Genomic DNA, 21,539 nt, shown 5'->3' with positions numbered 1-21,539 from the left:
CTCAGAGGTGTTCGCGCGGGTTGATCTCGGACGCGTCGATCGCCGAGGCGGTGGTGCCCCACTTCTCGAGGATCCGGGTGTACGTGCCGTTCTTGATCAGCTCGTTGACGGCGGCCTGGAACGCCTTGGTGAGCGGGGAGCCCTTCTTGAAGGCGAAGCCGACGTCGAGGCGGTGGAACTCGCCGAGGAACTCGGTCTGCGAGGCGGGCTGCGAGGCCTGGTGGCGCAGGCCGTTGATGGTCGACATGATGACGTCGATGCGGCCCTGCTGCAGCGCGGTGAGGGTGGCGGCGTTCTCGGCGTAGACCTTCACGTCGTACGGCTTCTTGCCGGCCTTGGCGCAGACGCCCTTCTCGGCGGTGAGGGTGGCCTCGAAGGTGGTGCCGGCGCCGGTGCCGATGGTCAGGCCGCACAGCTGGACCAGGTCGGTGATCTTCTTCTTGCCGAGCTCGGTGTCGCCCTTGCGGACGGCGAAACCCTGGCCGTCGTTGATGTAGGTGACGAAGTCGATGGTCTTGAGGCGTTCCGCGGTGACGCCGAAGTTGCCGGTGCCGACGTCGTACTTGCCGCTGCCGAGGGCGGGCAGGATCGTCTCGAAGGAGGCGTCCTGACGCTGGAGTTCAAGGCCGAGCACCTTGGCGACGGCGTCGGCGATGTCGATGTCCTGGCCCTCGGGGTCCTTGTCGGTGCCGTTGGGGTAGTAGGCGCCGGGCGGGAAGCCGACCGAGCTGCCGACGCGGAGCGTGCCGGTCTTGCGGACGTCGGCGGGCAACAGGGCGGCGATCGAGTCGACCGTGCGGACGTCGGCGACCGGGTCGTCCTTCGGAGCGGCCTGGGCTCCCGCCGGTGCCGTGCCGTCGGTGTCGCCGGAGCCGCAGGCGGTGAGGGCCAGCAGCGGGAGCAGGGCGAGCGCAGCGGCGCGGTGGAGCCGAATTCTGAGGTTCACGGGCGGGAGGCCTTTCGGGTGTGCGGAGGGGTCGCGGCGCGCTCGGGGCGTGCCGTGTGGGCGAGGTGTTTCTCGAAGGGCAGCGGGCCGATGGTTTCGGGGTCGGCGTCCGTGTCGAACAGGGGTGTGTAGCCGGTGGCCAGGTAGAGGCCGCGGGCCTCGGGCTGGCGCGGGCCGGTGGTGAGGTACAGGCGCCGGTAGCCGCGGGTGCGGGCGACGCGCTCCAGCTCGCCGACGACGCGGCGGGCGAGGCCGCGCCGGCGGTGCGCGGAGTGCGTCCAGATGCGCTTGAGTTCGGCGGTGTGCGGGTCGTAGCGGCGGAAGGCGCCGCCGGCGACCGGCTCGCCCCGCTCCAGGAGCAGCAGCAGGACGCCGCCGTGCGGCGCGGTGAACTCCTCGTCGGGGTAGCGGGTCAGCTCGGCGTGGGCGTCGCGACCGTAGCGGGAGGAGTACTCGTCGCCGAGTTCGCGCAGCAGCGGGCGCACCCGGGGGTCGGACACCGGCACTTCGACGAAGGTGAACTCGGCTTCTTCGGGCGTCACTTGGGCGAAAATGGGCGTGACCTCTCGGGGCGTCCCGGCCGCATGCACGCATGTCTGGACCACGGGTGTGCTGCGAGCGGGGATGACGAACCGTCAGGCGGACGGGTGCAGGGAAGTGTGACGACGCCGGGCGTCGGGAGATTCAGGGGTGCGGCAGCGCGCGTGGGAGAAGAGCTCGGCCCGCGACGGGGTCACCGAGGGAGGGAAGGGCCGGTCGGACGGCCCGCTGCCGAGTCAGGCGCAACACGCGGCGGACCACACTCGACCGAAGTCGATGTGATCGCGCGACACCAAGCGCTGCTGGGCATTCATGCGACTTATTGAGCAGTACATCGCGCCGCACGTCAAGCGGCGCTCGGATGCCGGGACGCCGGCCCGGTGCTTCGGGACGCGCGGGCGACCGGCCTTCAGGACGCGGTGTTGACACGGCGTGGCCACAGGCGCTTACGATCGGCGACGGACGGGCCGCCCGTGTGGAACGGGTGTCCGCTCCGGCCGCGTTGAGGGACGCGGCGCATGTGACGACGCCGGACCCCGGCGCACCGTGCCCGCGCGGGCAGCCACTGCCGCGCCAGGGGCCACGGGTTGCCGCCGGGCGGTCATCCACGTCTGCGCCCCTCCCCCGGAGAGTCCTTCGATGGTCATGCCTTCCGGCGTCACGCCGGCCCCTGCCGCGGTCCCGCCGACAAAACAGCCGGAGACCGCCGCCCCCGACACGGACGTGCCGCGGATCGTGCCGCGCCGGAACGTCGGCCGCTGGATCACCGCCGGTCTCGCCCTGCTGCTGTTCGCGATGGTCCTGAACTCCGTCGTCCGCAACGACGCCTTCCAGTGGAGCGTGGTGGGGCAGTACTTCACCACCTCCGCCGTGCTGGACGGGCTGCTGCTGTCGCTGTGGCTGACCGCCGTGGTGATGGTGCTGGGGTTCCTGACCGGCACCGTGCTGGCGGTGATGCGGCTGTCGGGCAACCCGGTGCTGCGCACGCTCAGCTGGGGCTACATCTGGATCTTCCGGTCCACGCCGCTGCTGGTGCAGCTGCTGTTCTGGTTCAACATCGGCGCGCTGTACCCGACGCTCGGCCTCGGCATCCCGTTCGGCCCGCAGTTCCTCACCGTGCAGACGGTCAACCTGCTCGGGCCGACGCTGACCGCGGTGATCGGGCTGACCCTGCACGAGAGCGCGTACGCGGCCGAGGTGGTGCGCGGCGGCATCCTCTCGGTGGACTCCGGGCAGACCGAGGCGGCGCAGGCGCTCGGGCTGAGCCGGCGCCGTACGCTGCGCCGGATCGTCGTGCCGCAGGCGATGCGCTCCATCGTGCCCACCGCGGGGAACATGCTGATCGGCACCCTGAAGGGCACGAGCATCGTCAGCGTGCTGGCCGTGCACGACCTGCTGTACTCGGTGCAGCTGATCTACAACCAGACGTACCAGATCATCCCGCTGCTGATGGTCGCCACCCTGTGGTACATCGCGGTCACCACCGCGCTGAGCATCGCCCAGTTCTACGTCGAGCGTTACTACGCGCGCGGCAACTCCCGTTCCCTGCCGCCGACTCCGCTGCAACGGCTGTGTTTCCAGCTGACGGCGCTGCGGCTGTGGCTGCGCAAGGCGACCGCGGCCGACGCCCGTCCGACGATCGGCGGTGACCGGTGAGCGGCACTCCCGCCCCCGCGGTCCTGGCCGTCGTCGGCGCGGGACCGCGCGCCACCGGACTGCTGGAACGCATCGCCGCCAACGCACCCGAACTCTGGGACGGCACAAGGGCGTTGCACGTCCATCTGATCGATCCGCATCCGCCGGGACCGGGGCGGATATGGCGGCACGAGCAGTCGGGGCTGCTGCGGATGAACTCGATGGCGGAGGACGTCACGATGTTCACCGACGAGTCCTCGACCATCGAGGGCCCGGTGCGGCCGGGCCCTTCGCTGGCCGAGTGGGCGGCCCAGTTCTCCGGCCGGGGCCCGCGCCACGCCCCGTACGCCGAGCCCGCCGACCCGGAGGTGCTCGCCGAGCTGCGCACGCTGGACCCCGCCGACTTCCCCACCCGCCGCGCCCAGAGCGCCTACCTGGACTGGGTGTTCCGCCGGGTGCTGACCGAGCTGCCGGCGTCGGTCACCGTCGAGTGGCACCGCACCACGGCGACCTCGGTCACCGGCCCCCCGGAGGGCCCGCAGGAGGTGCGCCTGGAGGGCCGGGACACCCCGCTCACCGCCGACCTGGTCGTCCTCGCCCAGGGGCACATCGGCGCCGAACCGGCCGCCGAGCACCGGGCGTTCGCCGACTTCGCCCGCCGGCACGGCCGCTTCCACCTGCCGCCGGCATTCTCCGCCGACGCCGACCTGTCCGGGCTGCGGCCCGGCGAGCACGTCCTCGTGCGCGGCTTCGGGCTGGCCTTCGTCGACCTGATGTCGCTGCTCACGGAGGGGCGCGGCGGCCGGTTCCGCACCCGCCCCGACGGCGCCCTCCAGTACCTGCCCTCGGGCCGTGAACCCGTGCTGCACGTCGGGTCGCGGCGCGGAGTGCCTTACCACTCCAAGACCCGCTACCGGCTCCGGGGACCGCGCCCGGCGCTGCCCCGGTATTTCGGCCCCGGCGCGGTGGACGCGCTGCTCGCCGAGGACCGTCCGCTGGACCTGCGGCGGGACGTGTGGCCGCTGATGGCGAAGGAGATCGGCTACGGCCACTACCACGAGCTGTTCCACGCCCACCCCGGCCGGACCACGCTCCCCTGGGAGGACTTCGCCGCCGCCTACGACCGGCTCGGCTGGTACGACCCGGAGATGACGGAGCTCGTCGCGTCGGCGGTGCCGGACCCGGCGGACCGGCTGGACTTCGAGGCGCTGGACCGACCCCTGGACGGACTGGCCTTCTCCTCACCGGACGCCTTCCAGGACCACCTGCGGACCTACGTGTCGGAGGACGTCGCCCGCCGGGAGAACCCGGAGTTCAGCGCCGACCTCGGGGCGTTCCTCGCCCTGCTGTCCCTCTACGGGCAGCTGCCCCGCCTGGTGGGGTCGGGCCGGCTGACCGCGCGGTCCGTGGCCGGGCAGCTCGACGGATGGTGGCAGGGCTTCTTCAGTTTCCTCGCCTCGGGGCCGCCCGGTTTCCGGCTGCGTCAGCTGCTCGCGCTGTCGGAGGCGGGCGTGGTCCGCTTCCTCGGCGCGGACGTACGGATCGCCGCCGACGAGTCCACCGGCGCCTTCACCGCTGCCAGCCCCACCGTCCCCGGCCACACCACCCACGCCACCGCCCTGATCGAGGCGTATCTGCCGCGTCCCAGCCTCGACCGCACCGAGGACCCCCTGCTGCGCGACCTGCACCGCTCCGGGGCGCTCGCCGAGGAGGTCGTCACGGACCCCGCGTTCACCCACCGCTCGGGACTCCTCACCGTGTCCCCCGTGGACGGGCGGCTCGTCGATCCGTCACTGGGCGGGCCGCACCCGCGGCGGATCGCGCTGGGCGCGCCCACCAACAGCCGCGCCGTCGCCGCGTTCGCCCGGCCCCGCACCGACTCCCCGGGTTTCCGGCAGAACGACGCCGTGGCCAGGGCGCTGCTGCGCACGCTGGCGGAGGTGTCGCCGACGGCCGACCAGGCGTCGGTCGCCGTGTGACGGGCGCCCCGTGGAGGCCCGCGTGTTCGCCCCTCCTCGTCCCTGATCCGGCATGACCGGCCCTGATCGGGGCAAACGGTCCGCCTGGAACCGGGGAGGACACCATGACGATGACGGAGCAGCCGGCCGGGCGGACGGAGAACGGGCACGCCTGCTGCGGACACCACGACGACGGTGCCGCGCGGCACGGCGCCGAGCCGCCGGAGCCGGCGCGTGAGCGGGTGAACCGCCGCTGGAACGAGGTGCTTCAGGAGACACGTGTCACGCAGACAGGTGTCCAGATCCTCTTCGGTTTCCTGCTGAGCGTGGCGTTCACCCCGCTGTTCCGTGAGCTGGCGACGCCGGACAAGGTCATCTACGTGATGACCGTGGTGTTCGGCGCCGCCGCGACCGGGTCGCTGATCGCGCCCGTGTCCATCCACCGCTTCCTGTCCGGGCAGCGGATGAAGGACGAGGTGGTGGAGGCGGCCGGACGTCTGATGGTGTGCGGGATGGTGCTGTTGGCGCTCACCATCGGCTGCACGCTGCTGCTGATCCTTCGGTTCGTGGTGCCGGGCGTGCTGGCCGAGGTGCTGGTGGGCGCGGTCATGCTGTGGTTCGGGCTCTGCTGGTACGTGCTGCCGCTGCGACTGCGCCGCAAGGCCGCCCGCAGGGCGGAGCGCGGGCAGGCCTGACGGCGGCAGTTTCCGAAAGCGGCCGCCCTCACCGGCGCAGCATGGTCTCCCGGTCCATGTGGATCAGCTTCTCCGGGTTGCGCACCGCGTACAGGCCGGTGACCAGGCCGTCGTCGACACGCACCGCGAGCACGCTGTCGAGTTCGCCGTCGAGGTGCAGGACCAGCGCGGGACCGCCGTTGACGAGGGCCGGCCGCAGCGTCACCTCGGCGGGGACCTTCAAAAGCCCGCCCCGCAGCAGCCGGGCCACCTTGTCCACGCCCACGACCGGCCGCAGCACCGCCTGCTTGATCCCGCCGCCGTCGCCCAGCAGGACGACGTCCGGCGCGAGGACGTCCAGCAGCCCCTGCAGATCGCCCGTCTCCACGGCCCGCCGGAACGCTTCCAGGGCGTCACGGGTGCGGGCCGGCGAACCGTCCCCGCGCGGGCGCCTGGCCGCCACATGGGCGCGGGCCCGGTGCGCGATCTGCCGTACCGCGGACGGGGACTTGCCGACGGCCTCCGCGATCTCGTCGTAGCCGACGTCGAACACCTCGCGCAGCACGAACACCGCGCGCTCGGTCGGCGCGAGGGTCTCCATCACCAGCATCATCGCCATCGAGACGCTGTCGGCCAGTTCGACGTCCTCGGCGACGTCGGGCGAGGTGAGCAGCGGCTCGGGCAGCCAGGAGCCGACGTAGGACTCCTTGCGGCGGCCGAGTGTGCGCAGCCTGGTCAGGGCCTGGCGGGTGGTGATGCGCACCAGGTACGCGCGCCGGTCCCGCACCTCGGCGAGGTCGACGCCGGCCCAGCGCAGCCAGGTCTCCTGGAGGACGTCCTCGGCGTCAGCGGCCGAGCCGAGCATCTCGTAGGCGACGGTGAACAGCAGGTTGCGGTGGGCGAGGAAGTCCTCGGTCGCGGGCCCCGCTCCCCCGCCGTTGTCCCCGCCGCTGCCGCTGGTCACGTCCGCTCCCTGGTCCCGGCTCCCGATCACAGTCATACGCACAGGACGCCGGCCGGCCCCGTTCTGTGACAGCGGCGGCGTGTGGTCCACCTCACTCCGGCCGCCCGTCACACGGTACGGCCGCCCGGCATCTGGTGGGTGTCCCGTACACGACCACGAGTGAGGACCACACGATGGACGCCCGTTTCAACCTGTTCGAGAACGAGATCGCCTCCCGCTTCGCCAAGCGGTTCGCCGGAGCGGCGCTGGTGCTGCACGACTCGCCGCTGCCGAAGTCCGTGCAGGAGCTGGTGTCGCTGCGGGCCAGCCAGATCAACGGCTGCGGACACTGCGTCGACATGCACGTCAAGGAGGCCGCCGCGGCCGGGGAGAGCAACGTCCGGCTGCACCTGGTCTCCGTGTGGCGCGAGACCACGGTGTTCACGGAGGCGGAACGGGCGGCCCTCGCTCTCGCCGAGGAGGGAACCCGCCTCGCCGACGCCCACCAGGGCGTGTCCGACGAGACCTGGGCGCTGGTGCGCAAGCACTACGACGACGACCGGACGGCCGCGCTGGTCTGCCTCATCGGCATGATCAACGCGGCCAACCGGCTGGCGGTCATCACCCACCAGAAGGGCGGGTCGTACGAGGCGGGGACGTTCGCGGCGGTGGTCGCGCAGAAGTGACCTGTAGGGGCGGGCCGTTCGAGAGCGGGCCGCCCCCACCCGTCACGCGGGTGCCGACGTCCGCAGCTCGGCGAGCATACGCAGGTGACGGCGGACGTCGGCGAGCCGGCCGGGAGTGAGGTCGGCGACGAGGACGGTGTCCTCGCCGGGGGCCGCCTCGGCGAGCGTCGTGCCGTCGGGGGCGTGGATCGCGCTGGCTCCCTCGCAGGGGCGGCCGGAGGGGCCGTCCAGGGGGTTGGCGAAGACCGTGTACACCGTGTTCTCCAGGGCTCGGGCCCTGCAGTAGACGGCCGCCCGGTGCTCCGTGCCGGCGGCGAACGCCGAGGCGTAGAGGACGGCGTGGGCTCCTGAGAGGGCGGCGGCGCGGGCGTGTTCGGGGAACGACATGTCGTAGCAGACGCCCGGCGCCAGGCGCCAGCCGTCGACGGTCAGCGTGGCCGGGTCGCCGGTGCCGGGCGTGAACAGGGCCGCTTCGGTGTCCTGCCAGAGGTGCCGCTTGTCGTAGAGGGCGGTAACGGCGCCGTCCGGTGTCACCGCAAGCAGGGAATTGGTGAGCCGGCCGTCCGGGTGGCGGACCGGGGCGCCGACGACCACGGTGACGCGGTGACGGACCGTGGCGTCGGCGAGCGGTGCGATCCGCCTGTCGGTCACGCGCCGGGCGCCGTCGGCCGACAGCACCGCCGAAGCGGGGGCGTCCATCAGGCCGCGCACGTCGTAGGCGGTCAGATGCAGTTCGGGGAGGACGACGAGCCGCGCGCCCTGCGCCGCCGCCCGCTCACAGCGCGCGGCGGTCTCCTGCGCGTTGGCGGCCACGTCGAGAGGGCGGGCCGCGTTCTGGACGACGGCGGTGCGCAGCGGACGGACGGGGAGGGCGTCGAGGCTCACGGGGTCCTTCATCGAGGGGTGCCTGTCGTGGGGGCGGGGCGGGGTGCGGAGACGGTCGCGGTGCCGGGGGTGGCGTGGCCGCGCTCGACGCGCACGCGGAGCCCGTGCGCGGGAACCGCGGGCGGCAACGGGAGATCGGCGAGGAGGTCCCCGTGCGGGGTCGGGGGGTGAGCGCCGAGGCGGACCGGGGGGCCGTCCGGGGGCAGGAGTGTGACCTGCCACGGTGCGCGGGCCTCGGCGGCCGGACCGGTGGCGGCGACGCGCAGGGTGCCGTCGGGTCGCAGCTGCGCGGCGGCGACGACGTCGGTGCGGCGGACCGGAGCGCCGAGCGTGTGCATGCCGCCGTGCTTGACGAGCGGCGGGGGCGGCTCGTCCGGGAGGTGCGCGGCGACGGCCTCCCCGATGCAGAGGGTGTGGGACGGGAGGGGCACCGTCTCGCGCAGCCGGCATTCGACGGCCAGGACCCCTCCGGTGACCCAGGGGGTCGCCGTCGCCTCCGGGGTGCCGAGGCGGACCAGGTCGCTGCCGGTCTTGTCGATGTCCGTGACGGAGAAGCTGCCCGCGAAGTCGGCCAGCGCGGCCTGGCCCTCCGCGCACAGGGTGACCGAGAACTCGCCCGCCGCCTCGAGGCGTCGGCGGCTCGCGGTGCGCGGCCCCAACGCGACCGCGGTGTATAGGGGTTGCTTGTTGACGAAGGTGGCCCACTCGGCCGCCATGACGTTGACGGTGCCGTCGTGCCGGGTGACGACAAGGCCGACCGTGCTGGTCAGCTTCTTCCACAGGTCGCCGGGGAGGTCTCGCGTCATGCGTCCCTCCCCTCCTCCGGTCCGGTGCCCGCGGGAGGGGACGGCGGGGTGCTGAGAGCCAGGCGGAAGCCGACCGGGTAGAGCGGGCCGGGGAAGGGGCCGTGGCGGCGGCGGGTGCGGGTGAGGTCGCCGTAGCGGCAGAAGCTGCCGCCGCGGGCGACGCGGTACTCCCCCATCGTCTCCACCAGGTGATCGGGCACGAACGGACCGCCGGGGTACGGACGGTAGGTGTCGGCGACGTACTCCTCGACGTTGCCTCCCATGTCGAGCGCGCCGAACGGCGAGCGGCCCGCGGGAAAGGCGCCCACCGGGGTGGTGGTGTGGACGCCGGTCTCCCGGGTGTTGGCGGCCTCGGGGTCGAAGCTGTCGCCCCAGGGGTGTTCGAGCCCGTCCGGGCCCTTCGCCGCGTACTCCCATTCGGCCTCGGCGGGCAGCCGCCAGGGCAGTCCGGTACGGCGGGCCAGCCAGGCCGCGTAGGCGTCGGCGTCCTCCGGGGCGACCCCGGCGACGGGATGGTTGGCCCGCTCGTACGGGTAGGCGCCGAGATACCAGGTGGTGGGCCGGGAGGGGTGGCCGGTGTCGCGGAGGAACGTCAGGTACTCGGCATTGGTGACCGGATACATGGCGATGCGGAAGTCCGCCAGTTCGACGCGGTGCTCCGGGGTCTCCTTCTCGACCCAGTCGCGCTCCACGCCCACGTGCGCCCACCGGGCGACCGTGTCGGTCACCTCCCGCCCGGGCAGCCCGATCTCCACGGTGCCTCCCGGGACGGCGCACACCGGCGGCACAGCGGTCAGGCGCGGGTCGCCGGTCAGGGCGAGGATGCCTCCCGCGGCCAGCCGGTCGGCGAGCGGGGCGGCGGGGTTCTCGACGAGGGCGGCCAGCTCGTGCCGCCCCGCCCCGGTCAGGCGTGCGGCGGCCTCGGGGGCGGGCCGGAAGCGGCGCGGGTCGGCCGGTTCGGCCCGCTCCCGGAAGTGGGGTGAGGCGGCGACGTCCTCGAGTCTCATACGGGCTCCTCCGTGCCGGGCCGGCCGAACGGCAGGCGGTGGCCGCCGCGGGCCTTCGCCTCCAGGTAGGCGGTGTTGTCGGGGGTGACGTGCACACCGGTGGGCCGGGTGGCGGTCACCTCGATGCCGTGGGCGCGCAACTGGCGTTCCTTGTCGGGGTTGTTGGTGAGCAGGGTGACCCGGCGCAGACCGAGGGCGTGGAGCATGAGGGCGGCGGTGCGGTAGTCACGCTCGTCGGCGCCGCGCCCGAGGAGCCGGTTCGCCTCGAAGGTGTCCGCGCCGGCGTCCTGAAGGACGTACGCGTCGAGTTTGCTGTAGAGGCCGATGCCGCGGCCCTCCTGGCGGAGGTAGAGCAGGGCGCCGCCGTGCCGGGCGAGCAGGGCGAGGGCCTCGTCGAGCTGGGGTCCGCAGTCGCAGCGGGCGGAACCGAACAGGTCGCCGGTCAGGCACTCACTGTGCAGCCGGACCAACGGGGCGTGCGCATCCGTTGGTTCACGTTCGGGCTCACCGCTGTCCGGCGTCGGGAACAGCACCGCGATGTGCTCGCCCTCGTCGGGCGGCGCATGGAACGTGACGAGTTCGGCGGTGCGGTTCCCGGCGCGGCGCAGGGTGAAGGGAACGCGGGCGCGGACGTGGGCCGGGCGGGACGGGACGGTGTCGGCGGGCTGCCGGGCAGTGGCCGCGGGGTGCGGCCCGGCGGCCGCGAGGCGGGGGACGGCGTCCGCGGGGTGAGGATCGGCGGGCCGGGAGGCGTGCTCCGGGCGGGCACCGGGTTGCGGGCTCCCCACGGCGGCCGGAGTGGCGTCCGGTGCGGTGAGGCCGGTGCGCGGCGTCACCCCGCCACCGCCCACGTCCTGCGGCAGGCCTCACGGGCGAGCGCGTCGAGGTCGAAGCGGCGGCTCACGCGCACCTCGCCGTCGGGGTCCAGTTCCACGACCAGGATCTGTCCGTCCCAGCCGGCGACGGCGACGCGCCGCTCGTCGAGCGGGGCCATGCACGACACGCCCTGCTGGAACTCGTCGACGAGCCGGCCCGAGCGCAGGCCGGCGCCCTCCTCGTCGGTCCGCCACCGGTACAGCCCGAAGTCGTAGCTGCCGGCGAGCACCACCGGGGACTCCGGGTCGCCCAGCAGCGCCACGCACTTGACGGACTCGTCGGGGCCGAGCAGCGTCGCGCCGCGCACCACCTCCCAGCCCTCTCCCCCGTCGGCGGCCCGCACCCGCCCGACCCGGACGGTGTGGTCGCGGGAGGCCGTGGCGACAGCCCGGCCTCCGAGGACGGCGACGGCGTTCACCAGGTTGCCGTGCTCCCACAGCACCGTCCGGTCGTAGAGGCCGCCGGCCGCCACGGTGCGGTCGGTGGCCGCGGACGCGAAGCCGTCGCCGAGCGGCACGAGCGACTTCACCGAGCCGTCGTGGGGCTCGCCGCGGCCGGTCTCGGTGAGCGCGGCGGGGTCCAGGCCGACGAGGGCGCCGTTGTAGGTGCCGGCCACCAGCAGGTCGCGGGTGCGGCAGAGCGAGGGCACCGGGGCGCCCAACGGATCGGTGACGGCGAGCAGTTCGCCGCCGGCATTGCAGCGGTGCACGATCCCGGCGTAGGTCCCCGCGTAGAACTGTCCGTCGGCCGCGGTGAGGGACAGCACAGGGCTGTCGGACACCGGCATGACCCGTGCTCCCGCGGCGGTGTCGTCCGCGTCGGGGTCGAAGGCGACGACCGTGCCGGAGTCGCAGCCGACGAGGAGTTCGCCGTCGAGGACGGCCATCGCGTTGGGTCCGTGGGTGGGCGCCGAGGGTTCCGCCAGGGGCGCCGCCGTGGTGAGGTCGAGGACGTGCGGGCCGTTCCAGAAGCTGCCCACGGCGACCCGGTCGCCCGCGACGGCGACCGACCTGGGCCACATCCGGGCGTCGCGCACCTGGTGCAGCCGGCGGCCGTCGGCGTCGAACACGTGCAGACATCCGTCGTAGGCGCCGACGGCGAACATCGAGTCGTCCTCCGCCCAGGCCACGGCCCGGGCGGCGGTCCGCGCGACGGTGACGGCGCGGATCACCGTCAGGTCCGGGGCGAGCAGTTCGGCCACGCCGTCGTCCCGGGTGATCGCCAGTGTGGTGCCGGAGTGCGACCAGGCGCAGCCCTCGACGGAGGCGGGGCAGCGGCGTTCGGCGGAGCGGCCGGGACGGTCGGGGTCAGTGACGGCGACCAGCCCGTCCTCGCCGACGGTGGCGATCAGGCCGCCGGGGCCCACCGACACCATCATGCAGTGCGCGGCGTGCGCGCCGGCCTCTCCGGCGAAGGCGCCGGTGCGGGTGTTCCACAGGGTGGCACGGCCGTCCTCGGACACGCAGATCAGCCGCTCCCCGTCGGGCATCCAGGCGACCGCGTTGACGTCGTCGAGGTGCCGGGCGAGGACGGTGAGCAGCTCCGGGCGGTCGTCGTCCGGGTTCTCGGGCACCCGCCACACGGCGACGGTCTTGTCGGCGGACGCGGTGGCCAGCACGTCGGGGCGGACCGGGTTCCAGCGGACCGCGTTGACCAGCCGGCGGTGGTGCAGCCGGGTCAGCGGCGCGGGCGCCGCCGGATCCCGTACGTCCCACAGGAGCACGGTGCCGTCGTAGGAGGCGGTCGCGAGCCGTGAGCCGTCCGGCCGGAAGGCCACGTCGGTGACGGGTGCCGCATGGCCGTCGGGGCCGGGCCGCAGGTCGATGGTGCGCAAGAGGTGTCCCTCCTCGTTCTCGGTGCGTGGGGTTCGGGGCGGGTGGCGCGTGAGGTCAGCCGGCCGCGCCGGCGGGGACGGTGTCCCGGGCGTCCCCGTGCTCCAGGGCGAAGCGGACCCGGTGGCGGGGCAGCCAGTGGTCGCGCAGTTTGGCGAGCACGGGGCGTCCGCGGCGACCCCGGGCGCCGGGGTCCATGCGGTAGAGCGAGAGCAGCCCGGTGCGGCAGCCCACCAGCAGGTGGGGGGCGTCCTGCGCGTCCCGGACGACCGCGAGCGCCTTGGGGTAGTCGGGCAGGTCCTCCAGCAGCCCGGCGAAGGTGACGCCCGCATGGTCGTAGGAGGCGAGCTGCATGCCGTAGGAGGAGGCGACGACGAGTCCGTCGGAGACGACCGCGTTCTCGACGGTGTTGGACAGCAGCTTCGACCAGCGGGCCGCCACGCCCACGCCGACCTCGATCTCCTTGAGGCCGCCGTCGCCGACGACGTACAGGCGGCCGTCCTGCGTCCAGGCGCGCTTGGGGTACTCGCCCTGGTCGAAGCGCCAGCGCACGCGCGGTCCCTCGGGGTCGAGGACGGCGATGACGCCGTTGCGGGTGATCAGCACACGTGCGCCGTCCTGGAGGTAGGCGGTGGCCCAGACGGGCAGGCCGTCCACGCCGAGGCTCGCCCGGCGGCTGCCGTCGGCGGTGTCCAGTTCGACGGCTCCGCCGTTGGTGGCGACCAGGGCCCGCGTGCCGTCCGGGGAGACGGCCACGGTGTGGAGCAGGTCGGGCAGCCGCAGGCGCCACCGCGGGGTGCCGTCCCGGTCGGCGCGGAAGACGAACCGGTCGCGGGTGATGCCCACCAAGCCGCCCTCGACGGACGCGACGCGCCGGGTGAAGCCCCAGCCGGTGACATGCTCGGCCTCCGGCCGGATCATCGGGCCCGCGGCCGAGTCCGCCACGCGGACGACGCTCACCCCGGAGTCGGTGGCGCAGTACAGCGTGCGGGGGTCCTCCCGCGAGGGCTGGAGGTCCCACACCGCCTGCCGCCGCTGCCCGTTGTCGCGGACGAGGTCGCCGGCGGCGTCGAGTTCGACGATCGTGCCGTCCTGGCAGAGGACGTACACCTGTCCCTCGGGGCCCACGGTCAGGTCGCCGAGCTGGTGCGGGAATCCGGTGACGGTGCGTTCGACGCGCAGCTCGCGGCGGGTGTTGTCGAAGATGTGCAGCTCCCCGTCGAACCCGCCGGCGTAGGCGCGGGCGTGGTCGGGCGAGAAGGCGACGAACTCGACGTCGTCCCGCGCGAACAGCAGCTCGTCCTCCTTCTCCCCGGCCGGGCTCACCACGACGACGCCGTTGGCGACGTCGGCGTTGTCGCCCGCGCCGAAGTCCTGCGTCGCCCAGAAACGGTCGTGCCGGGCGTCGTAGCGGACGCGGTGGATGTTGCCCTCGTCCAGCTTGACCACTTCCGGAAAGGCTCCGGTCTCGAAGGAGCCGAACCGCAGGTTGCCGTGCTTGTCCGACACGGCATGCCGGACGGGGTGTTCGGTGCAGGCCCACTCCATGGGGCTGTCGCCGCAGACGTTCGGCCGGATCTCCAGCACCTCGAAGGTGTGCAGGTCCAGCACGAGCATCTGCCGGTGGTAGCCGCTGGTCACCCAGACGCGGTCGCGCCAGACGCCGATGCCGCGGGAGCTGCACGGGGAGGGCTCCTCCCTGGGCCGCAGCGTCGAACGGTCGCACACCGTCGCCGGGTCGAGCCGGTCGACCAGGTCCAGGGTGTCCAGGGACCACCGGTACACCGCGCCCATACGGTCCTTGCCGATCACCCACCCGCCGGCGACGGCCAGCCCGTACAGCGGCCGGCCTTCCGGGACGAAGGGCGACGAGGCGACAGGCGTCAGCCGCTCGTCCAGCAGGTGGACGCGTCCGTGGGTGTCGGAGGCGAGGAGTCCCGCGCCCTCGGCGTACACGATTCTGACGATGCGGTCCGTGGAGGTCACTTCCCGGGCCGTCCTCACTTGTTCGGTTCCGCGCCGTCGCGGTCCGGGCCCTCGTCGTCATCGTCGTCGAGGTCGTCGTCGTCATCGTCCTGGTCGTCGTCATCGTCGTCGTCATCGTCGCGGTCGTCACCCGTGCCGGTGCCCGGCGAGGTGGCGCAGTCGTCGGTGGTCGAGGCGACGGCGGCGGTGCCGGTGATCTCGCCGGTGCCCGCGTCGAGGGTGACCCGGACCGGGCCCTTGCCCTGGTCGACGGTCACCTTCCAGACGGTGCGCCCGTTCTCCTCGGTGAACGTCACCTCGCTGACGCGTCCGTCGCCCATCGCGCGGATGACGGCGTCGGTCGCGGCGGCCACCGAGTTGACTGCGAGGTCCGCGCCGGCCGCGGTGCCGGACGCCTTGTCGGTGCGCAGTGACACGGCCGGGCCAGGGGCGGAGGACTTCTCCGCCGCTTCGCCGCCCATCGCGATGCCGGCACCGCCCATCATGATGCCGCTCACCACGATGGCCGCGATCGCATTCCTCTTCCGCATGGTTTCCTCCACGTCGTCCGGTCGGAACACCAGCGAGTATTGAGGTGCTGAGCTGCGCATCCGACGCTGTGGCAGCAACGTTGGCCCGGACCTCTCCAAGTCTTGCCGGGCCTTAACCTCGTGCTGGGACTTCCTTGTGCCGTACGCCGGACATGCGGGCCTGAAGCGCTTCGGCGCGGGCGGACGTGCCGCTCAGTACGCGGACACCCATTCCTCCCGGGCGGCGTGGTCCGGATGGTGCCGGCCGGTGCCGTGGCCGGTCCGTCCGCCTGCCGGGCGCAGCCGTACGACCGCGTCGAGACCGCCGCCCGGGGCGGTCGCGAGGACGACGTCGCCGCCGCCGGCGCGGGTCAGCTGGCGGACGATGGGCAGGCCGAGGCCGGTGCCTTCGTGGTAGGAGTCGGCGGCCCGCCAGAAGCGGTCGAAGGCGCGTTCGCGTTCGGCCCCGGTCATGCCGGGGCCCTGGTCCATGACATGGAGTTCGACGGCGGCCGTCCGCCCGCCACCGGTGTGCCGGGTGGCGAGGGTGATGGAGGTGCCGGGCGGCGCGACCCGCAGTGCGTTGGAGAGCAGATTGTCGATGATCTGCTCCAGCGCGCCGGGCACGGCCCACACCTGGCCGCCCGGCTCGCCGGTCACCACGATGTCGACGCAAGTCTCGGCGGCGAACGCGGTCCAGGTGGTGGCGCGGTCCGCCACGACGGCGTCGAGGTCGGTGGCCTCGGGCGCGGTCGCGGAGTTCTCCAGCCGGGCGAGGGCGAGCAGTCCGTGCACCATGCGGCCGAGGCGCTCCACCTCGCCCACCGCCTCGTCGAGGCTGTCGTGGGCGCGCGGGTCGAGGTAGGGCTCGAAGTTCTCCAGCCGGAGGCGCAGTGCGGTCAGCGGGGTCTTCAGCTGGTGGGAGGCCTCGGAGGCGAACGCGCGCTGCGTCTGGAGCAGATGCTGGAGGCGGGCGGCCGTACGGGAGAACGTCGAGGCCAGGCGGCGCAGTTCGGGCGGGCCCTGCGAGGTGGTCGGCGGCGCGTTGAGTCTGCCCTCGGCGAGTTCGGCGGTGGCGGCCTCCAGGGCGCGCACGGGGCCGGTCACCCAGCGGGCGAGGGCGAAGGCGATCGCGGCGACCGCGGTCAGCACGCCCAGGCCGATCAGGGCGAGGGTCGTCCAGATCCCGCGGATCTTCGTCGTCACCGGCGCGACCGGGTAGGAGACACGCACCACGCAGCGGACCGTCGCCCCGGACGAGGCGGGCACGGTCACCGTGAACGCGTCGCCCTGCACGACACGGTCCTCGCGGGTGGTGGACAGGGCACGGTCGCGCAGCGCGGCGGCGATGTCGGGGTCGCCGGAGAGGTCGGTGCCGTCGGCGGTGGCCGTGTCGGAGTCGGCGATCACCTTGCCGGTGCCGTCGACGACGATGACGTGGGCGCCGCTGTCGTTCACGAAGTCGGTGACCAGCGCCGGGATGTCCGTCGCGGCCCGCTGCTCGACCCGCACCTCCAGTGCCTGGGCGAGCAGTTCCGCGGACTGGCGCCCGTCGCCGGTGAACCGGGAGATCTCGCCGCGCGCGTAGAAGTAGCCGAGCGGGACCTCCAGGCCGAGCAGCACCAGCAGGGTGAGGCTGAGGTAGCTGAGCAGCAGGCGCCGGGTCACCGGTGGTGCTCCCCGGCCCCCTGCCAGACGGCCATGGCGCCGCCGGGTTCGTCCGGCGGCCGGAGCCGGAACCCGACGCCGCGGATGGTGTCGATCCACGCGGAGTCGCCGAGTTTCCGCCGCAGGGCGGCGATGTGGACGTCCAGCGTCTTGGTCGGGCCGAAGTAGTTGGGCTGCCAGACGGTGTCCAGGATGTGCTGCCGCGTGCAGACGGCCCCGGGGTCGTCGGCCAGGCAGGCCAGCAGGTCGAACTCCTTCGGCGAGAGGGTGACCGGTTCCTCGCCCAGGTGCACCTGCCGGGTGCGGCGGTCGACGGACAGCGGGCCGATCCGCTGGACGGTGTGGGGCGGGCGGGGCGGCACACCGGCCCCCGGTGCGGCCGGTGCGGTCCCGGGGGCCCCGGGCGTGGTGGCGGGCGGCGCTCCGGCCACCGCCTGGGTCCGGCGGGTGACGGCCCTGATCCTGGCGATCAGTTCGCGGACGCCGAAGGGCTTGGACACGTAGTCGTCGGCCCCGATCTCCAGGCCCAGGACGCGGTCGACCTCGTCGCTGCGGGCCGTGATCATGATGATCGGCACCTGCGAGCGCAGCCGCAGCGCACGGCACACCTCGAGGCCGTCCATGTCCGGCAGCCCGAGGTCCAGCAGCACCATGTCGCAGGCGCCGGCGGCGAGTCCGTCGGCACCTGTACGGGCGCGCTCTACGGTGAAGCCGAAGCGGCCGAGCCCTTCCGTCAGCGGGCCGGCCACCCGATCGTCGTCCTCGATCAGCAAGACACGCATCGGCAGACTCACAAGGGGGTTGAGGGGCGGGCGGGGGCGGGACGGTCGGACGGCCCGGCACCGTCGAGTACGTGTGCGGGCCACAGGGTGTTCAGCCGCCGTGCTGCCTGATCAGAGGCCGGCGCGAAGTCGCGGCCCGGGCAGGAACGTTGGAGGTTTCTTAACCTTCCGCTGTGCCGGCCCTTCCCCGCGCCTGCCGGAGCGTCTCCTATCGTGGGCGCACCACCGGGCGACCGGCCGAAGGGTCCGTCGTCGCGGCGTGCCCACGGCCTCCTCCGGAAGCAGGAAAGGACACCGTGTCACCCGATCGCAAGGACGAGCCCTCGCGGTTCGCGCACGACCCCGACTCGACGGACGGCTCCGGCCCGCGCCCGGACGTCCCCGGCCCGCAGGACCTGACGGGCACGCAGGTGTTCCCGGCGGATCCGCTCGTCGACGGCGAACGCCCCGACGACGGCCCGGGACTGTGGGAGCGGCTGGGCGACCCGAGGGCGACGGCCGTCACCGCGGCCGTCGCGGGCGCGGTCCTGCTGGGGGCGCTGCTGGTGATGGCGATGGTCACCGACAGCGTCACGTTCACCTCGGACGAGACCCGGCCCGCCGGGGGCAGTTCGCAGGTCGTCGCCCCCTCCGACAGCGGCTCGCCGGGTGGGGCGGTGCCGGCCGACCCGTCCCCGACCCCGGAGCGGACCACGCCCGAGGCTCCTCCGGCAACGGAGTCCTCCTCTGCGGCGGCTCCCCCGGTGAGCGCACGGCCCGGGACGAGCGCCTCCGAGGACGACGACGATGACGACGAACTCCACGACCCCGATGACGACGACCCCGACGACGACGATGACGATGACGACGATGACGACGACCCCGACGACGACCACACCTGAGTCCGCCCGTTCCTGACCGGTACCGGTACCGTTCGGGCCCGAGAGCCGACAGGCGTCCGCCTTGGTGAAAGGGCCGCAGCCGTGATGACCGCCGACCGTGAGATCACCTCGCCCGTCGACCTGTGCCTCCCCGACGGGCGGCTCGACCCTGCGGCGGTCGGCTGGACGCGGCGGCCGCTGCACCGGGCGAACCTGCGCGGCTGGGGGCGCGCCAAGCGCTGGGAGTACTGGGGCATCGTCACCCCGACGCACATCGTCGGCCTGGTCGCGTCCTCCCTCGACTACGCGGGCACGCACGGCGTGTACGTGCTGGAGCGGGCCACCGGCCGCGAACTGGCGGAGGACGCGGTGACGCCGCTGGCGCGGGGTGTGCGCATGCCGGACCGCAGCGGGGAGGGGACGGCGTCCGCGCGGGGCGGCGGGGTGACGGTGGAGTTCGTGCAGCACGCGGAGGGCACTACGCTCACGGCCGCCGCTCCCGGTGTCCGGCTGGAGGCCGAGGCGCCCCTGGTGCCGGGGCACGAGTCGCTGGGCGTGGTCGTGCCGTGGAGCGAGCGCCGGTTCCAGTACACGGTCAAGGACCTCGGCCGCCCGGTGCACGGGCGTCTTCGACTCGGTTCGCGCGATGTCACGTTCGACGCGTCCGACTCGTTCGCCGTCCTGGACCACGGGCGCGGCAAGTGGCCGTACTCCGTGTCCTGGAACTGGGCGGCGGGCTGCGCGCCGGGGCGTGCGGTCCAGCTCGGGGGGCGGTGGACCGACGGCACGGGCGCGACGGAGAACGCGCTGTTCGTGGACGGCCGGCTGCACAAGATCGGTGACGACCTCGTCTGGGAGTACGACCGTACGGACTGGCTGCGGCCGTGGCGGATCACCGGGCCCCGGGTGGAGGCGGAGTTCCGTCCCTTTCACGTACGGGTGGCCAGGACGAACCTGTTGGTGGTGTCCAACGACACGCACCAGTGCTTCGGGAGCTTCACGGGGCGTGCCCGCGCCGACGACGGCTCCTGGATGGATCTCGACGGGCTCACCGGCTGGGCGGAGGAGGCCCGCAACCGGTGGTGAGAGCGCCCTGCCCGTGACGCGTCGGCGTCACGGGCAGGGCGGGACGGTTCGGGTCAGCCGCTCTTGCGGCGGAAGGACCGCTGGCTGGTCGCCGGCCCGTGCGTGGCACGCACCTTGGACGCGTTCGGGTTGCCCGCGGCCTCGGACGCCTCCGCCTGGGCGCCGCGCTTGCGCGCCAGCGCCTCGCGGAACTTGCGCTTGAGGTCGTAGGTGCCGTCGGCCTCCGGTGTGACCGGGGACGTCGCGGCGTCGGCCGGCTCCGAACCTTCCGTGGCGGGGGGTTCTGCGGTCATGGTGACCTCCTGGGTTCGGGGACGGACGGGCGAGCACAGCTTGTCACGCCCGGGACCGTGCGGGCAGCGAATATCGCGGCGCGGTGCCGCTCAGCCGCCGCGGCGGACCTGTGCGGCCCGGCGGGCCTCGGCGAGCTTGCGTGCCTCGCCGGCCTTGCGGGACTTGCCACCGGAGCCGGAGCCGGAGCCGCGCGGGGCGCCCTTGCTGGTGCCGAGGCCGCGGAAGGGGGCGTTGACGTTCTTGGGGCGGGGCGCGGCGGGCCCGCCGTCGAGGGGGACGCCGGAGGGCGCCTTGGCTCCGGTGATGCGGGTGAGTTCCGCCTCGCCGGAGCGGACCGGGGTGACGGTGGCCTTGATGCCGGCCTCGGCCAGCATGCGGAGCGTCTCGCGGCGCCCGCCGGACGCCACCAGCGTGACCACGCGGCCGGACGCGCCGGCGCGGGCGGTGCGGCCCGCGCGGTGCACGTAGTCCTTGGCGTCGGCGGGCGGATCGACGTTGACGACGAGGTCGAGGTCGTCGACGTGGAGACCGCGGGCGGCGACGTCGGTCGCGACGAGGACGGTGAGGCCGCCCTCCTTGAACTGGGCGAGCGTCTTGGTGCGCTGCGGCTGGGACTTGCCGCTGTGCAGGGCCCCGGCGCGCACCCCGCTCGCCCGCAGATGGCGGGTGAGCCGGTCGACGGCGTGCTTCGTCTCAAGGAACAGCAGGACGCGGCCGTCGCGGGCGGCGATCTCCGTGGTGACGGCGTAGCGGTCGGGGCCGTGGACGACGAGGAGGTGGTGCTCCATGCCGGCCACCGCGGCGCCGGCCGGGTCGACGGAGTGGACGACGGGGTCGTCGAGGTGGTCGCGGACCAGCTGCCCGACATCGCCGTCCAGGGTGGCCGAGAACAGCATGCGCTGCCCGTCGGGACGCACCTGGGCGAGCAGCCCGGACACCTGCGGGAGGAAGCCGAGGTCGCACATCTGGTCGGCCTCGTCCAGGACGGTGATCCGCACCCGGCCCAGGCGGCAGGCGTTGCGCTCGACGAGGTCGTGCAGCCGGCCGGGGGTGGCGACGACCACCTCGGCGCCCTGGCGCAGCTCGGCGATCTGGCGGCTGATCGACAGCCCGCCGACGACGGTCGCCATCCGCAGCCGCAGCGCCTGCGCGTACGGCTCCAGGGCCTGCTTGACCTGCTGGGCCAGCTCGCGGGTGGGCACCAGGACCAGGGCGAGGGGCTGCTTGGGTTCGGCCCGGCGGCCCGCGGTGCGGGTCAGCAGCGGGAGGCCGTAGGCGAGGGTCTTGCCGGAGCCGGTACGTCCGCGTCCCAGGACGTGACGTCCGCGAAGGGCGTCGGGGAGCGTGGCGGCCTGGATGGGGAAGGGTTCCCGTACGCCGAGCCGGTCCAGGGTGCGCAGCACGGTCTCCGGCAGCCCGAGGGCGGCGAAGGAGGAGCCGTCCGGCGTTCGGGCGGGCGTGGCGGCTTCGGGGTGGAGCTGGGTCACGGGGGGAGCCTTCCGCAGGGGACGTGCCGAGGAAGGCCCGGCAAAAGGGTCACCTTATCACCCACCGGACGCGACCCGA

20 protein-coding genes are annotated in these 21,539 nt (G+C 73.7%); 6 read left to right on the top strand and 14 right to left on the bottom strand.

Annotated elements, in window-relative coordinates; genetic code table 11:
* Nucleotide 1 precedes the first annotated feature (1 nt).
* Nucleotides 2–946 (bottom strand): ABC transporter substrate-binding protein, encoded by a 945-nt coding sequence (locus AY578_RS29605; protein WP_028959111.1) that lies wholly within the window; start codon nucleotides 944–946, stop codon nucleotides 2–4.
* Entirely contained in the window at nucleotides 943–1,488 is a 546-nt protein-coding gene (locus AY578_RS29600) for a GNAT family N-acetyltransferase (protein WP_028959112.1), read from the bottom strand. Before AY578_RS29600 ends, AY578_RS29605 begins: the two co-directional genes overlap by 4 nt.
* 637 nt (nucleotides 1,489–2,125) lie before the next feature.
* Between AY578_RS29600 and AY578_RS29595 the strand changes: the two genes are divergently transcribed.
* The 3 genes from AY578_RS29595 to AY578_RS29585 all read left to right on the top strand — a co-directional run bounded on the left by AY578_RS29595 (nucleotide 2,126) and on the right by AY578_RS29585 (nucleotide 5,774).
* On the top strand, nucleotides 2,126–3,142 hold the full coding sequence (locus tag AY578_RS29595) for an amino acid ABC transporter permease (protein ID WP_161108820.1): 1,017 nt from the start codon (nucleotides 2,126–2,128) through the stop codon (nucleotides 3,140–3,142).
* Nucleotides 3,139–5,100: an FAD/NAD(P)-binding protein gene (locus AY578_RS29590; protein ID WP_258906311.1), complete on the top strand. Its 1,962-nt coding sequence runs from the start codon at nucleotides 3,139–3,141 to the stop codon at nucleotides 5,098–5,100. Before AY578_RS29595 ends, AY578_RS29590 begins: the two co-directional genes overlap by 4 nt.
* Nucleotides 5,101–5,204: 104 nt before the next feature.
* The gene (locus AY578_RS29585) at nucleotides 5,205–5,774 is read left to right on the top strand and encodes a DUF6328 family protein (RefSeq protein ID WP_019521512.1); all 570 of its coding nucleotides are present in this window, start codon (nucleotides 5,205–5,207) and stop codon (nucleotides 5,772–5,774) included.
* Between the two features lie 28 nt (nucleotides 5,775–5,802).
* Here AY578_RS29585 and AY578_RS29580 read toward each other — a convergent pair whose 3' ends face one another.
* A complete protein-coding gene (locus AY578_RS29580; RefSeq protein ID WP_051101551.1) occupies nucleotides 5,803–6,753 on the bottom strand; it encodes an RNA polymerase sigma-70 factor in 951 nt (316 codons plus the stop codon).
* A gap of 137 nt (nucleotides 6,754–6,890) precedes the next feature.
* Between AY578_RS29580 and AY578_RS29575 the strand changes: the two genes are divergently transcribed.
* Nucleotides 6,891–7,382: a carboxymuconolactone decarboxylase family protein gene (locus AY578_RS29575; protein ID WP_258906307.1), complete on the top strand. Its 492-nt coding sequence runs from the start codon at nucleotides 6,891–6,893 to the stop codon at nucleotides 7,380–7,382.
* Between the two features lie 42 nt (nucleotides 7,383–7,424).
* Here the strand turns inward: AY578_RS29575 and AY578_RS29570 are convergent, their stop codons facing one another.
* The 9 genes from AY578_RS29570 to AY578_RS29530 all read right to left on the bottom strand — a co-directional run bounded on the left by AY578_RS29570 (nucleotide 7,425) and on the right by AY578_RS29530 (nucleotide 17,733).
* The gene (locus AY578_RS29570; protein WP_019521515.1) at nucleotides 7,425–8,279 is read right to left on the bottom strand and encodes a carbon-nitrogen hydrolase family protein; all 855 of its coding nucleotides are present in this window, start codon (nucleotides 8,277–8,279) and stop codon (nucleotides 7,425–7,427) included.
* Nucleotides 8,276–9,073 carry a flavin reductase family protein gene (locus tag AY578_RS29565; protein WP_258906304.1) on the bottom strand — a complete coding sequence of 266 codons (798 nt, stop codon included), beginning with the start codon at nucleotides 9,071–9,073 and terminating at the stop codon, nucleotides 8,276–8,278. Before AY578_RS29565 ends, AY578_RS29570 begins: the two co-directional genes overlap by 4 nt.
* Nucleotides 9,070–10,080 carry a formylglycine-generating enzyme family protein gene (locus tag AY578_RS29560; RefSeq protein ID WP_161231640.1) on the bottom strand — a complete coding sequence of 337 codons (1,011 nt, stop codon included), beginning with the start codon at nucleotides 10,078–10,080 and terminating at the stop codon, nucleotides 9,070–9,072. Before AY578_RS29560 ends, AY578_RS29565 begins: the two co-directional genes overlap by 4 nt.
* Nucleotides 10,077–10,916: a GTP cyclohydrolase II gene (locus AY578_RS29555; protein ID WP_258906302.1), complete on the bottom strand. Its 840-nt coding sequence runs from the start codon at nucleotides 10,914–10,916 to the stop codon at nucleotides 10,077–10,079. The genes AY578_RS29560 and AY578_RS29555 overlap by 4 nt, the downstream gene beginning before the upstream one ends.
* Complete coding sequence (locus tag AY578_RS29550) at nucleotides 10,913–12,790, bottom strand: WD40 repeat domain-containing protein (protein ID WP_161230953.1); 1,878 nt, start codon at nucleotides 12,788–12,790, stop codon at nucleotides 10,913–10,915. Before AY578_RS29550 ends, AY578_RS29555 begins: the two co-directional genes overlap by 4 nt.
* A 55-nt stretch (nucleotides 12,791–12,845) precedes the next feature.
* Nucleotides 12,846–14,774 carry a WD40 repeat domain-containing protein gene (locus AY578_RS29545; RefSeq protein ID WP_136238368.1) on the bottom strand — a complete coding sequence of 643 codons (1,929 nt, stop codon included), beginning with the start codon at nucleotides 14,772–14,774 and terminating at the stop codon, nucleotides 12,846–12,848.
* A 14-nt stretch (nucleotides 14,775–14,788) separates the two neighbouring features.
* Nucleotides 14,789–15,304 (bottom strand): PepSY domain-containing protein, encoded by a 516-nt coding sequence (locus AY578_RS29540; protein WP_019521521.1) that lies wholly within the window; start codon nucleotides 15,302–15,304, stop codon nucleotides 14,789–14,791.
* A gap of 192 nt (nucleotides 15,305–15,496) precedes the next feature.
* Nucleotides 15,497–16,951 (bottom strand): sensor histidine kinase, encoded by a 1,455-nt coding sequence (locus AY578_RS29535; protein WP_019521522.1) that lies wholly within the window; start codon nucleotides 16,949–16,951, stop codon nucleotides 15,497–15,499.
* Nucleotides 16,948–17,733, bottom strand: a complete 786-nt coding sequence (locus AY578_RS29530) for a response regulator transcription factor (protein WP_037643018.1) — start codon at nucleotides 17,731–17,733, stop codon at nucleotides 16,948–16,950. Before AY578_RS29530 ends, AY578_RS29535 begins: the two co-directional genes overlap by 4 nt.
* A 296-nt stretch (nucleotides 17,734–18,029) precedes the next feature.
* Here AY578_RS29530 and AY578_RS29525 point away from each other — a divergent pair, with 296 nt between their 5' ends.
* Both AY578_RS29525 and AY578_RS29520 read left to right on the top strand, forming a co-directional pair.
* The gene (locus tag AY578_RS29525) at nucleotides 18,030–18,614 is read left to right on the top strand and encodes a hypothetical protein (protein ID WP_019521524.1); all 585 of its coding nucleotides are present in this window, start codon (nucleotides 18,030–18,032) and stop codon (nucleotides 18,612–18,614) included.
* An 84-nt stretch (nucleotides 18,615–18,698) separates the two neighbouring features.
* Entirely contained in the window at nucleotides 18,699–19,679 is a 981-nt protein-coding gene (locus AY578_RS29520; RefSeq protein WP_019521525.1) for a DUF2804 domain-containing protein, read from the top strand.
* A 53-nt stretch (nucleotides 19,680–19,732) separates the two neighbouring features.
* Here AY578_RS29520 and AY578_RS29515 read toward each other — a convergent pair whose 3' ends face one another.
* Both AY578_RS29515 and AY578_RS29510 read right to left on the bottom strand, forming a co-directional pair.
* A complete protein-coding gene (locus AY578_RS29515; protein WP_019521526.1) occupies nucleotides 19,733–19,972 on the bottom strand; it encodes a DUF5302 domain-containing protein in 240 nt (79 codons plus the stop codon).
* A 90-nt stretch (nucleotides 19,973–20,062) separates the two neighbouring features.
* A complete protein-coding gene (locus tag AY578_RS29510; protein WP_019521527.1) occupies nucleotides 20,063–21,460 on the bottom strand; it encodes a DEAD/DEAH box helicase in 1,398 nt (465 codons plus the stop codon).
* Nucleotides 21,461–21,539: the final 79 nt, after the last annotated feature.

It is taken from the genome of Streptomyces thermocarboxydus (genome assembly GCF_024760485.1).
Taxonomy (GTDB): domain Bacteria; phylum Actinomycetota; class Actinomycetes; order Streptomycetales; family Streptomycetaceae; genus Streptomyces; species Streptomyces cellulosae.
This window is presented reverse-complemented; position numbering and strand designations above follow the sequence as displayed.